This window comes from Caproicibacterium argilliputei, assembly GCF_029211325.2.
Lineage (GTDB): Bacteria > Bacillota > Clostridia > Oscillospirales > Acutalibacteraceae > Caproicibacterium > Caproicibacterium argilliputei.
The window spans coordinates 300,667-313,619 of the sequence record NZ_CP135996.1 but is presented as its reverse complement, the minus strand read 5'-3'; the positions used below and the strand labels follow the sequence as shown (position 1 = coordinate 313,619).

The 12,953-nt window shown below is 52.9% G+C and carries 13 protein-coding genes; 9 read left to right on the top strand and 4 right to left on the bottom strand.

What is annotated here, in order from left to right:
• Nucleotides 1-9 precede the first annotated feature (9 nt).
• The 3 genes from PXC00_RS01420 to PXC00_RS01410 form a co-directional block, all read right to left on the bottom strand.
• On the bottom strand, nt 10-801 hold the full coding sequence (locus PXC00_RS01420; RefSeq protein ID WP_275844581.1) for an electron transfer flavoprotein subunit beta/FixA family protein: 792 nt from the start codon (nt 799-801) through the stop codon (nt 10-12).
• A gap of 17 nt (nt 802-818) precedes the next feature.
• Nucleotides 819-1,958, bottom strand: coding sequence for an acyl-CoA dehydrogenase family protein (locus PXC00_RS01415; protein WP_275844582.1), 1,140 nt, complete (start codon nt 1,956-1,958; stop codon nt 819-821).
• Nucleotides 1,959-2,030: 72 nt separating this feature from the next.
• Nucleotides 2,031-3,452 (bottom strand): FAD-binding oxidoreductase, encoded by a 1,422-nt coding sequence (locus PXC00_RS01410; RefSeq protein WP_275844583.1) that lies wholly within the window; start codon nt 3,450-3,452, stop codon nt 2,031-2,033.
• Between the two features lie 330 nt (nt 3,453-3,782).
• On the opposite strand from PXC00_RS01410, the gene PXC00_RS01405 reads away from it, so the two are divergent.
• The 8 genes from PXC00_RS01405 (at nt 3,783) to PXC00_RS01370 (ending at nt 11,334) form a co-directional block, all read left to right on the top strand.
• Nucleotides 3,783-4,502, top strand: a complete 720-nt coding sequence (locus PXC00_RS01405; RefSeq protein WP_275844584.1) for a FadR/GntR family transcriptional regulator — start codon at nt 3,783-3,785, stop codon at nt 4,500-4,502.
• Between the two features lie 37 nt (nt 4,503-4,539).
• Nucleotides 4,540-4,728 carry an N-acetyltransferase gene (locus tag PXC00_RS01400; RefSeq protein ID WP_275844585.1) on the top strand — a complete coding sequence of 63 codons (189 nt, stop codon included), beginning with the start codon at nt 4,540-4,542 and terminating at the stop codon, nt 4,726-4,728.
• Nucleotides 4,729-4,868: 140 nt separating this feature from the next.
• Nucleotides 4,869-5,453, top strand: coding sequence for a helix-turn-helix transcriptional regulator (locus tag PXC00_RS01395; RefSeq protein ID WP_275844586.1), 585 nt, complete (start codon nt 4,869-4,871; stop codon nt 5,451-5,453).
• Between the two features lie 178 nt (nt 5,454-5,631).
• Nucleotides 5,632-6,717 (top strand): glycerol dehydrogenase, encoded by a 1,086-nt coding sequence (locus PXC00_RS01390; protein WP_275844587.1) that lies wholly within the window; start codon nt 5,632-5,634, stop codon nt 6,715-6,717.
• 236 nt (nt 6,718-6,953) lie between these two features.
• Nucleotides 6,954-7,814 (top strand): undecaprenyl-diphosphate phosphatase, encoded by an 861-nt coding sequence (locus tag PXC00_RS01385; protein WP_275844588.1) that lies wholly within the window; start codon nt 6,954-6,956, stop codon nt 7,812-7,814.
• A 158-nt stretch (nt 7,815-7,972) separates the two neighbouring features.
• Entirely contained in the window at nt 7,973-8,857 is an 885-nt protein-coding gene (locus PXC00_RS01380; protein ID WP_275844589.1) for a DUF368 domain-containing protein, read from the top strand.
• A 276-nt stretch (nt 8,858-9,133) separates the two neighbouring features.
• On the top strand, nt 9,134-9,883 hold the full coding sequence (locus PXC00_RS01375) for a precorrin-6A/cobalt-precorrin-6A reductase (RefSeq protein ID WP_275844590.1): 750 nt from the start codon (nt 9,134-9,136) through the stop codon (nt 9,881-9,883).
• A gap of 89 nt (nt 9,884-9,972) precedes the next feature.
• Entirely contained in the window at nt 9,973-11,334 is a 1,362-nt protein-coding gene (locus PXC00_RS01370; protein ID WP_275844591.1) for a cobyrinic acid a,c-diamide synthase, read from the top strand.
• On the opposite strand, the gene nagZ is transcribed toward PXC00_RS01370, so the two are convergent.
• Nucleotides 11,331-12,593 carry a beta-N-acetylhexosaminidase gene (gene nagZ, locus PXC00_RS01365; RefSeq protein WP_275844592.1) on the bottom strand — a complete coding sequence of 421 codons (1,263 nt, stop codon included), beginning with the start codon at nt 12,591-12,593 and terminating at the stop codon, nt 11,331-11,333. The two genes, PXC00_RS01370 and nagZ, sit on opposite strands and share 4 nt — an antisense overlap.
• 177 nt (nt 12,594-12,770) lie before the next feature.
• On the opposite strand from nagZ, the gene PXC00_RS01360 reads away from it, so the two are divergent.
• A complete protein-coding gene (locus tag PXC00_RS01360; protein WP_275844593.1) occupies nt 12,771-12,899 on the top strand; it encodes a hypothetical protein in 129 nt (42 codons plus the stop codon).
• Nucleotides 12,900-12,953: the final 54 nt, after the last annotated feature.

Genomic DNA, 12,953 nt, shown 5'->3' with positions numbered 1-12,953 from the left:
CTCTCTCCTTTACAGCAGTTTGGCATCCGCCATCATGCCGATGGCTTTCCGCACGGTGTCCTCAACGTTTTTCTCCTGAAGTTTGACCCCTGCCTGCCGCTTTTGTGGTTCAAAGGTTTGCACAATGTGGAAACCGGGCTTCCTGACAGAAACATCCCCAAGCTGTTCTTTAGTTACAACCGGAATGGTCATTTTGCGTGCGGCCAATTTGCTCCGGATGGTTGGGTAACGCGGATCATATTCCGGTTTGCTGACTGTCACAACACATGGCAGCGGACTCTCAACACGGCGATAGCCGTCTTCTGTCTGCTGTTTGCAGCAAACGCCGGTATCCGTCTTTTCCACATCGACAAGGTCAGTAATGACCCCGGTGCCAAGCGTTTCTGCTAGCTGAGAACCGACCTGACCATTCACATGGTCCGTTGCTTCCCTGCCGCAGAAAACCAAATCGAACGGTTTGCCGCTGTCTTTTTCCAAATACCGAACTGCAGCGGCAAGAATCTGGCTTCTTCCAAGCGTATCTGTCCCCGCAAAAGATGAATCATGAAGAACAAAGCCATGATCCGCACCAACCGCCAGGCAATTTTTAATGGAAGCCTTTGTCTCTTCATCGCCAACTGTAATAACCGTAATTGTGCCGCCGACCGCTTCTTTTAGGCGGGCGGCCATTTCAAGGGCATATGTATCAAATGCATTGACGACCGGAGTAACCCCTTCAAGCTCAACTTCCTGCGTGCCCGGTTTCAGATGGACTGCTACTGCGTCATCCGGAACCTGCTTTATACATACCAGAATTTCCATTGTATTCTCCCCCCGGCTTAGAATTTACCGATGACATTGCCGGCAATTACAATGCGTTGGATTTCGTTGGTACCTTCAAAAATCTGGAAAATCTTTGCATCGCGCATCAGCTTTTCAACCGGATATTCTCTGCTGTATCCGTAACCGCCAAACATCTGCACTGCTTCAGAAGCCGCCTTCATTGCCACATCGGAGCCATAGCATTTCGCAATGGCAGATTCCTTCACATGCGGCAGACCCTTATCCATCAGAGTCAGGGAATGGGCAACCATCTGGCGTGCTGTTTCAATTCCAATGGCCATATCCGCAATCTTAAACTTCATGACTTCATTTTTCAGGATTGGCTTACCAAACTGGCAGCGTTGCTTGCCGTAGGCAATCGCTTCTTCCATGCAGCGCTGCGCGATTCCGGTTGCTACACAGCCCATCCAAGTACGTGCCTGATCCAATGTCATCATGGCAATCTTAAAGCCGTGGCCTTCTTCACCAATCCGGTTCGCGGCCGGAATCCGGCAGTTTTCCAAGACAACGTCGCAGGTGTTGGAAGTGCGGATTCCCATCTTGTCTTCTTCATGACCGGTTGAAAGGCCAGGGGTGCCCTTTTCAACGTAGAACATGGACATTCCCCGTGTTCCCTGGCTCTTATCCGTCATAGCGGTAATACAGTAAAAAGAAGCGACTCCGCCATTTGTAATGAAGCATTTCCGTCCGTTCAAAACATAACTGTCCCCGTCCCGTACGGCGGTTGTCTTTCCTGCACCTGCGTCAGAACCGGCACCCGGTTCCGTCAAAGCAAACGCACCAAAGCCGCCATCCATAACGAGTTTGCAGACGTGCTTTTTCTGCGCCTCCGTTCCGCCGATCAGTACCGGCTTCATGCCAAGGCCACTTGCGGAAATGGTTGTGGCAAAACCCGCATCTGCTTTTGCCATTTCTTCAATCAAGGCTGCAACCGAAACACGGTCAAGGCCCGGGCCTCCGTATTCCTTTGGCACTTCCAGTGTCTGCAGCTGCATATCAACTGCCTTTTGGTAGAGTTCTTTCGGCCATTCCCCGGAGCGGTCGTATTCTTTGCACGGTTCCTTGACTTCTTTTTCGCAGAATTCATGAACATCCTTTAATAAATCTTTTGCTTCATCAGAAATTAAGTATGCCATCAGAGTTCCTCCTTATAAAAACAACAAAACTTCTGTGTCCGATCTTCCTAAAAAGCCCGCGTCCTGTTTGCGTCACAGTTTGCAGCAGACCTTGCCCGGGTTAAGAATCGCATTCGGGTCAAAAACTTTCTTTATATCGCGCATCAAGCGCATCTTAACCGGCCCGGCAACCTCGGCGAGGTAATCCAGCTTTCCATGGCCAATGCCGTGTTCCCCGGAAATCAGGCCGCCCATTTCTGTTGCGGTCGCATAGGCCCTGCGCATAAAGTCGGCAACCTGCCGGTTAAACACATCCACTTCCATATCATTGGAACAGCAGTAAATATGCAGATTGCCGTCACCTGCGTGGCCAAAGTCCTGCAGGTGAAATTTGTACGCTTTGGCCGTTTCCTTAATAGAAGTCAGGTAATCCGGAATTTTGCTGACCGGAACAACAACATCACACTCATCGACCAGCTTTGTGCTGGAATCAATGGCATCCAGAAACGTGCTGCGGGCAGCCCATGCATCCTTTTTCAGTTGTGGTGTATCCGCAACCAATACATCAAGGGCGCCGGCTTCCAGTACAACATCAGAAGCTTTTTCAATGATATCGGTCAGTTGGTCATCGCTGTCCCCCTCAAAGGAAACCAGCAGATACGCATTCACATCCTTGCCCTGAAATTTCTGTGGAAATGTCTTCTTTCCCAGATAATCCTCAGAAACTTGAATGATATCATGTTCCATAAACTCCAAAGTCTGCGGATGCAGATTTGCACGCATCAGCTTGGGCACAGTTCCAATACAGTCCTTAAGATTTTCATACAGCACAATAAGGCTGATGACCTGCTTGGGCCTCGGCAGAAGTTTTAAGGTCAGTTCTGTAATAATGCCAAGTGTTCCTTCCGAACCAATCATAAGATTTAAAAGGGAGTAACCGGAACTGCTCTTGGAAACAGAGGCGCCCAAATGGATGACCTCACCCGTAGGGAGCACGACCGTCATTGCACGCACATAGTCACGTGTTGTTCCATATTTTACTGCGCGCATACCGCCGGCATTGGTAGAAACATTGCCGCCAAGTGTAGCAAATTTCTCGCCCGGATCCGGCGGATAAAGGAACCCGCGCTTCGCAGCGTCTTCTGAAAGATCCTGAAACAGAACGCCTGCCTGTACGCTGACCATCATGTTGTCCTCATCATAGCCGAGAATTTTGTTCATCTTTTCCAAAGAAAGGACAATGCCGCCGTGCATGGCGACCGCACCGCCTGCAAGACCGGTTCCGGCGCCCCGCGGCGTCACCGGGACGTGGTGCTCATTACACAGCCGCATAACCGCGGCGACTTCTTCGGTTGTACGGGCTTCCACAGCCACCTCTGGCATGGCTGCGCCATAAATCGGCATCTCGTCATGAGAATAATCAGCATTGATCTCCGCACCTGCCTGCACCCGTCCCGGAACAGCGGCTTTCAGTGCTTCCAGCAACTCTGGCGTGACTTTTTCATACTGGCCCATGACACATACCTCCTTTATAAAATTATTTACAGCATAATTGGTACTACCTATTTGTAAGTTGTAGCTTTTCCGTACCTGCAGATATGTCTGCAGATTTAAAATCCTGTTTTTAAGATAGACCGTTATAGATAAAAAGTCAACTGATTTTTGAATATTTTTATTCTAATATTGATATATTGTCATAATCAATAAGAATATAAATAAATTATTGTTGACTATTTGGTAGTACCATTTTGGCCGAGATTATCTTGCAGTTCATACAGTCCATGCTATATAATAGAGAAACAAAAACTGACAGCGACCGCTTTGCAGGAAAGTGAGGAACCGCTTATGCCGTTTCATCAAAAATCCTATCAAAAAGTTCTGGACTATTTGGAAAACGCCCTGATGACCGGAGAACTATCAGCAGGGGAGAAAATTTTACCGGAGCGAAAATTGGCGGAATCCCTTGGTATCAGCCGCAATTCCGTGCGGGAAGCAATCCGCCAGCTGGAGCATATGGGCTTTCTTGCATGCAACCGAGGCGCCGGAACCTTCATCAGCTGTGACATCCAACAGAACCTGCAGGATTCCTTTGACCTGCTGATTTTGCTGCACAAAATTAGCTATCGGCAGCTTTCCGAACTGCGAACCGGATTAGAACTCCAAGCGGGTTTTCTTGCCGCAGAGCGCATTACGGCCGAGCAGCTCTCTCTCTTGCTGCAGATTGTGCAGGAAATGCAGACCTGTTCCGCTGCTCGCGGTGACCAGTTGGACAAGCACCTGCATGACACGATTGCGGAAGCGTCGGGAAACGAACTGATCATTCAAATTCTGCGCGCACTTTCCGGCACGATTGACCGTTTTATCAGCGATATGCGAAAAAAAATTTTCCAAGACTCGGAAACAGCCAATCAACTCCAGTATGCACATGAGCAAATTGTGGATGCACTCAGCCGCCGCGATAAAGTACAGCTTTCCCTTGCTATCACGCACCATTTCAATATTGTGAATGCCAGTATGTACGCAGAAACAGAGGAGCCGAAAGCAGCCGTCTCTCCCCAAAAATAGCAACGAGTCCACGCTCACCCCCGCTGGGTGCAGGCAGATGCTTGCCTGTGCGGAGCAGCTTGCACGTGCGCAGTCCGTGCGCGCCATCCGTCTGAATGTATCTGACAAAAATCTGCCCTCCGTCAGGCTTTACGAAGCCTGCGACTACCGGTACATCGGCGACGCAGACCTGGGGCTTGGTGCCTACGGCTTAACTAACTTTCTGTTGTACGAAAAGGGCTTGTAGCAGCCATTTTTTCGCTGTCAAAACCTTTTGACACGCTCTTTTCCGGCCATATAAAAGCATTTTGCTTGTTCCGTTTCGCTTGAAAATATAGAATGAGCACGTGGTCAGGAGATTCCCCTTGCAGGAAAGGAGGCACGCCCTTGGAATTGGGCAGGCAAATTAAAAAATACCGCACAGAGGCAGCCCTTTTACAAGAAGCGCTGGCGGAACATATCTACGTCACCCGGCAAACCATTTCTAACTGGGAAAATGACAAAAGCTATCCGGACATTCACAGTCTGCTGCTGCTCAGCGATTTGTTTCACATCTCTCTTGACCAACTCATTAAAGGAGATATCAAGCAAATGAAACAAGAAATCAAACACTCGGAAATTCAGAAGTTCAATCACTACGAAAATCTTTTTGCTGTATCCTTCTTGATTACCATAGTGTCGGCGGTTCCCCTTGCCGTTTTCTTAAAGTTTTACGGCGTCCTGCTCTCTGCTCTGCAGTTTGCAGTCTGTATGTACCTTGCCCTGAAAGTTGAAAAATGCAAAAAGTCAAATGATATACAGACGTATAAAGAAATTGTGGCATTTTCCGAAGGCAGGCATTTGGATGCCATTGAAAAGAATCAGGAAATTGGCAAACGTCCGTATCAGAAAGCCTTCCTTGTCTTGGGCTGTGCGGGCATTACGCTGGTTCTCTCTTTGGTGTTGTTATGGATTCTAAAGCCATTTCTTTGAGTGGTTCCTTTTTCAGCCTGCGGCCGCCGCAGGCTTTTTTCATGCTGTTTGGCGTTTTATCAGGGAATCTTTAGAAATTTCAATCTTTTTCTCCGCATCGATTGACTTTCGCCTAAGAGTCTCTATAATATGAGAAGCAATGAACGTTATTTTTTTTTATCAAGGAGGCTCTCCTATTATGTCCAGACTCAGACTGATGCGTGCCCCGCAGAAATACGTGCAGGGCAAAGATTCCCTCTTAAAATTCCACGAAGAAATGCAGTTCCTCGGCACCAAATGGCTTTTCATCTGCTCTCACAGCGGGCACAATATGTGCCACGACAAAATTGAGCAAAGCTTTGCCGGCACACAGGACACCCGCCGCTATGAAATTTTCGGCGGTATTTCCAGCGTCGGTGAAATCGAAAAAATGCGCAAAATCGTCAAGGAAGACGGCATTCAAGTCGTTGTCGGTGTCGGCGGCGGCTCTGCCATCGACACCGCAAAAGCCACTGCCTACTATGAGCACCTGCCGGTTGCCATCATCCCAACCGTGGTTGCAACCGACGCACCCTGCACCGGCCTTTCCGTTATCTACAACGACGACAAAACCTTTAACAGCTACCTGTTCTACCCGAAGAATCCGGAAGCCGTCATTGTGGACAGCGACGTGATTGCCAAGGCACCGGTTCGCTTCCTGGTGGCAGGCATGGGCGACGCGCTGGGCACCTACTTTGAGGCACGCGCCTGCGAGCGCACCGATGCACCGAGTTTGGAGTTCGGCGGTATCACCCGCTCTGCCCTGGCACTGTGCAAGCTGTGTTACGAAACACTGAAAGAGTACGGCCCCGCAGCAAAAACCGCCTGCGAAAAGCAGATTGTCACCCCCGCGCTGGAGGCAGTCATTGAAGCCAATGTCTACCTTTCCGGCGTCGGCGCAGACAACGGCGGCCTTGCGGTTGCACACTCGTTTTACAACGGTCTGACCGCGCTGGGCGGACACTCCGCACCGCACGGCTGCTGCGTGGCATTCGGCACGCTGGTACAGCTGGTGCTGGAGAACGCCCCCACAGCAGAATTTAACGAAGTACAGGGCTTCTGCCGCAGCGTTGGTCTGCCGGTCACGCTGGAGGAAATCGGAATTACCACGGACGAGCAGATCCAGACGATTGCCGAGAAATCCTGTGTGGAGGGTGAGTCCATCCACAACATGGTTGGCGATGTGACCCCCGAACAGCTGTATGCAGCCATTGTGGCGGCTGACGCACTGGGCAAGAAAGCATAAAGAAGCGGTTTTAGGCATATAAAAGCCTGTATAAAGGGGAGTCTGCCCCTTTTTGCAGGCTTATTTTTTATGCTTGACAATCCCACGGAAATGCGCTATTGTATGAAACAATTAGTACAGTCATACACAAGCCCGTCCATGTGGAAAACTTTGAAAGTGCCGTTCCCTTTTGCAGGAACACATGGTATAATGAAACCGTTTTTTGAAAATTTGGGCCGTAAGGAAAGGAACGTTGTATGCAAATTTTTGAATTTTTCAAAGCCATTTTGCTCGGTATCATTGAGGGCATTACCGAATGGCTGCCGGTCAGCAGCACCGGCCACATGATTCTGTTTGACTCCTTCTGGTCGATGGATCCGGTCTATTACCGCGGAAAAAGCGCCTTCATCGATCTGTTTCTGGTGGTGATCCAACTGGGCGCCATTCTGGCAGTCATAGTGCTGTACCGGCACAAGCTGAACCCTTTCAGCCGCCGCAAAACCCCGCAGCAGAAAAAGAGCACCTGGGACCTTTGGCTGAAAGTCTTTATCGGTTCCATTCCCTGCGGCATTGTGGGCGTGCTGTTTGAAAAGAAAATTAAGTCCTATCTTTTTAATGCGCAGGTTGTCGCGGCCATGCTCATCCTGTACGGCATTCTTTTCATCGTCATTGAAAATATGCGCAAAAAATCGCGCTTTTCCTCCACGGATGTGCTGCCGTACCAGACTGCGCTTTACATCGGTCTGTTTGAGTGTCTTTCTCTGGTGCCCGGCACCTCCCGCTCCGGCGCAACCATCCTCGGCGCCGTTTTGCTGGGCTGTGCGCGCCCTGCCGCTGCGGAATTTTCCTTCTTCCTTGCGATTCCTGCCATGATCGTGGCAAGTCTCAAGGATATTCTGGACTATTTTCAAGCGTGGGGATTCGGTTTCTCTTCCATGGAAGCAGGCATCCTGCTGACCGGCATGGCAGTTGCTTTCATCGTTTCCATCTTTGCGGTCAAGTCACTGATGAAGTTCGTGCGCCGGCACGACTTTAAGCCGTTCGGCTGGTACCGGATTGCCTTGGGCGCAGTGGTAGTTATCCTCTCCTTTACGCCAATCCTGAAAGTCGGTGTCTGAACAGCATCTGAATACGGGCGGCAGCTGTCGAAGGCTGCCGCCCTTTTTTACGATTTGTTCATCCGTTGTTCAGACAGGCATGCTATACTCTAAAAAACCAACAGGAAGGGTGCGGCGCCGACAAAACGAAACGCGCCGCAGAAAAGGTATTTTTCGTTATGGAGTTCGTCCGAAATCTACTGTGCGGGGCAGTCATGGGCATCGCTGAAATCATTCCGGGAGTCAGCGGCGGCACCATGGCTGTGCTTCTGAATATCTACGACAAACTCATCGGCAGCATCAGCCACATACGAGAGCAGTTCCGGAAAAGTGTACTGTATCTGCTGCCCATTGTCCTCGGCATGGGGTTGGCGCTGGTTGCCCTGAGCCATGTCATCAGCCCACTGCTGGAAAACTACCCGATGCAGGTCAACTTCCTTTTCATCGGCCTGGTAACCGGTATCATTCCCATGCTGCTGCGCCGCGCACGTGCGGGCTGTGTCCGCCCCGCCGCCACGGTGCCGTTTTTTGTGATGCTGGCGGTCATGATTCTGCTGGCGTGCTTTTACGCGGTTACGAACAGCGGCGTCATCCTTACCATGGACTTCGGTACGTTTATACGCTTTGCCGCGGTCGGGTTTCTGGCGGCGGTCTGCCTAATGCTGCCGGGCATCAGCGGCTCCATGATTATGGTCATCTTCGGCACCTACGCATCTGTGATTGCCGCCATCACCCGCATGGACCTTCTGATGCTGCTGCCGGTGGCAATCGGCATTCTGTGCGGTCTGCTGTTCGGCGCCAAAGCAATTGACCACTGTATGCACCACTATCCACAGGCGACTTACTTTGCCATTCTCGGTCTGGTCAGCGGATCGGTCATTTCTTTGGCGCAGCGTGCGCTGCTGCCTGAAGCAAGCGGAAAGGTCTTTACCCTGCCGGGGGCGGGCGGCATGGCCGCTTCTCTGGTTCTGCTGGCGGCAGGCGTGGGCGTTTCCCTGTTCTTTACTTCCGAGCGTATGATGCATCTGAACGAAGACAGTGCGGAAGCCCTGCCGGAAGAGTAAACCGTCTCCCTGCGAAATCAACCAAAGCCGTGCGGCAGCGCATGGCTTTTTTGCTGCTTTTTTTGCGCAGCGGTTAAAAAAAACTGCAGCGGAGAATTTGTTTTGTCACAGCTGCATAAATTTTACTTTTGAGCGTGCGTGATGAATTGACAGCCGGTCAAAGAACGTGTACACTATACCCTTAGTGACTCCGTGCGGCTTTTTTCGCGTACGCAGCACTTTTTTCGAGTGCAAAAGCAGGGGCGCAGCCCCTGCTGCCAGGAGGATGATCCGATCATGAAACAAAAGCTGTTACTGTTTGCCGACAATGCGGAAGGGCGGCATCTGGCCGAAGTGCTGTGTGCACTTCCCTTGGAAGTAACAGCCTGCGTCGCGGCAGGCTGCGGCGGCTTCTCAGAGCCGCACGGGGTGCGTTTGCGCCCCAAACTGACAGACGGGCCGGAAATCTGCCGCTACCTGCGGCGGGAACACTTCGGTTGGGTGATTGACGCCACCCACCCCTGCACCGTCAAAGTTACTCAAACCATTCGCGCGGCGGCGCGCTCTTCTGGTACGCCGTACCTGCGGCTGCTGCGTACCAAAACCGCCAAGCACCGCATTTGCTACGTTGCCAGTGTGGCAGAAGCAGCTGCACGGCTTTCCAACACCACAGCGAACATTCTGCTTTCCGTCTGCAGCGACGACATCCGCTGCTTTTGTGACGTGCCGCGAGCGCAGCTGTACGTTTCCGTACCACACACATTTCCTGCCTTGCAGGCTTGTGAAACCGCACAGATTCTCCCCAGTCGGATTTTCGCCGCGCAGGAACCATTCTGCCGGAAAGACGGCCCTGACCTGCTCCGGCAGCTGCAAATTGGTTGGCTGGTAATCAACGGAAATCAGCAGGACGAAAACTTTGAAGCGAAAGTCACCGCCGCCGAGGAAGCCGGTGTGAATGTGTTGGTTGTCGGCAAATCGGTTGAAGAAACCGGCTATCCCTACGGTGAAATTCTGGAGCTGCTTGCCAGTGAGCTTGGGGAATCCTGAAGCGCAAACCCGATTTTTTCAGTGAAGTTTTCCACAGGAACCTGCTTTTCCGTGGAAAGCCTCTTTTTATTTTGAAAGGAGCTGCCCTTATGCCTGCTTATCCACGCCTGCTGTTTACCGGCGCACAGCCTGACAGCGGAAAAACCGACATTACCTGCGCGTTTCTGCAGGCAGCCGTCCGCCGTGGACTGCACCCCGACGCCTTTTCCTGCGGTGCGCAAGCCGGCAGTTCCCTGTACCACCTGCAGGCTGCCGGTGTCAAAAGCCGCTGCTTGGACCATTTCCTGATGCAGACGGAAACCATCCAGTCACTGCTGTTTGCTGATGCAGCCGCAACGGATCTTGCGGTTGTGGAAGGAACGGAAGGACTGTTTGATGGCAGCGCAGGCACAGACCTCTCCAGCAGCTGGGACCTTTGCCAAAGCACCGGAACACCCGCTGTGCTGATTCTGCGCCCGCAGCAGGCGCTGCTTACCCTGGCGGCACAGGTCAAAGGTCTGCTGCAGTTCCGCAGGGAAAGCGGTGTGCGCGCGCTGCTGCTGAGTGGCTGCACCGCAGCACAGTATCAAGCCGCCGCACCGCTGTTGGAGCAGGAAACCGGACTGCCCTGCGTTGGCTATCTGCCCGCTATGCCGGACTGCTCCCTGCAGAATTTTCCCATGCGACCGGTTCTTTCCGCCGCGGAAACCGCCGACCTGCACAGCCGCCTTGACCGCTTGGCGTGTCAGTTGGAAAGAACCGTCAACGTCGCATTGCTGCTGCAAATTGCCAAAAGTGCAACGGCACTGGAGCCGGCGCCGTTTGCCCGGCAACCGGTCACGCACGAGGGGCCGCGCATTGCGGTGGCAAGCGATAATGCTTTCTGCCGCGTCTGCACGGAAGATCGCGAACTGTTCGAGCAGCTCGGCGCCGAGCTGCTGCTGTTCAGTCCACTTGGGGATGCCGTGCTGCCGCCCTGCGAGGGCCTTTTTCTGGGCGGCGGCACACCGGAGCAGTTTGCCGATGGGCTTTCCCGCAATATTTCCATGCGCGAAAGCATCCGCCGCGCGGTTCTGGACGGAATGCCCACCCTTGCGGAGGACGGCGGCTTCCTGTATCTTGGGCAGTCCATGGAAAACACAGAGGGACTTTCCCGCCCGATGGCAGGCGTGCTGCCGGGCCGCGCATTCCGTACGGTGCGCCCGCGCGGCGGCTGCACGCGCCTGACCGTTTGGCAGGACAACTTTCTCTGCCCCAAGGGCACCACGCTGCGCGCTTACACGGCGGCAGGCCCGGACACCGACGCGCGCGGCGCGGATCTGCTGTTTCAAACCGAACAGGAAGAAAAGTGGACCTGCGGTTTCGCCCACGGCAGTCTATTCGCCAGTTTTGCCAGCCTGTACTTTCTCAGCGAACCAACACTGGCCGCACGGTTTGTACTGGCAGCCGCAAAGCGCCGTCGCAAACATTAACCAATCTGCGCGACCACCTGCCGGTGCTCCTTGCAGCCGAGCAGGCGCTCATCCGCCGGTTCCTGTTTGGAAAAAAGGTCGTATTTCTCTTTAAGCGTCAGAATCCGCTGCACGGACGCCGCAATGCGTGCCTTTGAAAGCTTTCCTGACCGAACCGCCTGCAACACCGCCTGATAGGCCGCGTGCGGATTTTCCGGCATCAGCAGCATATCCGCGCCTGCCTCAACCGCGCGGACTGCCGCTTCTCCGGAGCTGTAGTGCTGGGTTATGGCGCCCATATCCAACGCATCTGTGACGATGACGCCGGTAAAGCCCAGCTCTTTTCGCAGCAGCCCCTGCAGCACCTTTGCGGAAAGCGATGCCGGTGTATCGTCTCCATTGACTTTCGGCAGGCTGATGTGCGCCGCCATGATCATTTCCGCACCGGCGCGAATCTGCGCCTGAAATGGCACCAATTCCGTTTTGCGCAGTTCCTCCAGTGTTTTATTCACAACGGCATACCCCTGGTGCGTATCCCCGGTGGTATCGCCATGACCGGGAAAATGCTTGCAAACCGGCACAACCCCCTGTCCGCGCAGCCCTGCACTGAGCGCTTTGGAATACACTGCCGCCTGCTGCGGGTCACTAGAAAACGCGCGCGTGCCGATTACCGTGTTTTCCGGATTGGAAAAGACATCGCAGACCGGTGCAAAGTCTAAGTTAAAGCCAAATACGCGCAACTCGCTGCCGAGCAAACCGCCAACCTGCTGTGCCAGCGCAGGGTTGCCGGTTTGCCCCACTTTCCACATGGGCGGCACAACCGTGGCGGAAATCCGGCTGCTTCTCGCAACGCGCTGCACGCTGCCGCCCTCCTGATCCACACCAATAAACGGCGGCGTAGCACAAACCTGCTGAACCTGCTGAATCAGCTGGCGCACCTGCTGCACCGTCGCAATGTTTTCTCCGAACAGAGCAACACCGCCGGGCTGAATCTCCTGCACAAGTTTTTTTTCGCTGTCGCCGCATGTATACACATTGGCGCCTTTTTCGTCCTTTCGGAAGCTTAGGAAAAAAAGCTGCCCCACCTGCTGTTCCAAAGTCATGTTTTTCGCTTCTTCTGCCGTACTGGACGCCACAGAAGAAGATACCGTCGGGCGGCTTGCGTAGTCCTGTGTTACCGCAGCCGGCTGTGTATTCTGCTGCGACGGTGCGGAACATCCTGCCAAAAGACACGCCAGTGCCAACACCACACCCATTCGTTTCTGTCTGCTTTTTTTCATTCTGACCGCCTCTCGTTTTATCCCATAGTTCCAGTATAACCGTTTACGCGAATCGCGCAAGCCCCCGCCAGTTCATATGCGGCGGGGGCTAAAGGCGGATTCCGGTTTCATAGATTTCAAAAAGACGGAGAAATGGCCGCCTTTTGATACTTCCGTTTGTCCAAAGGAGGGTTTCCCATGAAGAAATTTCTCATGACACTTTTGCTGCTTCTGACCTTTTTTATCGGTCTGTGGAAGCTACTAATCGGCTGCAAGCACGTCCGGCTGATTTCCGATCTTTCCGAATTTCCGCCGAAACAGCGTTAACCCTGCAAAAGCGCTTCCGACACAAAAAGACGAGACAAAAAACAGCTTTTTCGC

Bases quoted from the DNA above. Each gene is read 5' to 3' on its own strand.
- PXC00_RS01420 (WP_275844581.1), bottom strand. From the start codon at position 801: ATGGAAATTCTGGTATGTATAAAGCAGGTTCCGGATGACGCAGTAGCA.
- PXC00_RS01415 (WP_275844582.1), bottom strand. From the start codon at position 1,958: ATGGCATACTTAATTTCTGATGAAGCAAAAGATTTATTAAAGGATGTT.
- PXC00_RS01410 (WP_275844583.1), bottom strand. From the start codon at position 3,452: ATGGGCCAGTATGAAAAAGTCACGCCAGAGTTGCTGGAAGCACTGAAA.
- PXC00_RS01405 (WP_275844584.1), top strand. From the start codon at position 3,783: ATGCCGTTTCATCAAAAATCCTATCAAAAAGTTCTGGACTATTTGGAA.
- PXC00_RS01400 (WP_275844585.1), top strand. From the start codon at position 4,540: ATGCTTGCCTGTGCGGAGCAGCTTGCACGTGCGCAGTCCGTGCGCGCC.
- PXC00_RS01390 (WP_275844587.1), top strand. From the start codon at position 5,632: ATGTCCAGACTCAGACTGATGCGTGCCCCGCAGAAATACGTGCAGGGC.
- PXC00_RS01385 (WP_275844588.1), top strand. From the start codon at position 6,954: ATGCAAATTTTTGAATTTTTCAAAGCCATTTTGCTCGGTATCATTGAG.
- PXC00_RS01380 (WP_275844589.1), top strand. From the start codon at position 7,973: ATGGAGTTCGTCCGAAATCTACTGTGCGGGGCAGTCATGGGCATCGCT.
- PXC00_RS01375 (WP_275844590.1), top strand. From the start codon at position 9,134: ATGAAACAAAAGCTGTTACTGTTTGCCGACAATGCGGAAGGGCGGCAT.
- PXC00_RS01370 (WP_275844591.1), top strand. From the start codon at position 9,973: ATGCCTGCTTATCCACGCCTGCTGTTTACCGGCGCACAGCCTGACAGC.
- nagZ (WP_275844592.1), bottom strand. From the start codon at position 12,593: ATGAAAAAAAGCAGACAGAAACGAATGGGTGTGGTGTTGGCACTGGCG.
- PXC00_RS01360 (WP_275844593.1), top strand. From the start codon at position 12,771: ATGAAGAAATTTCTCATGACACTTTTGCTGCTTCTGACCTTTTTTATC.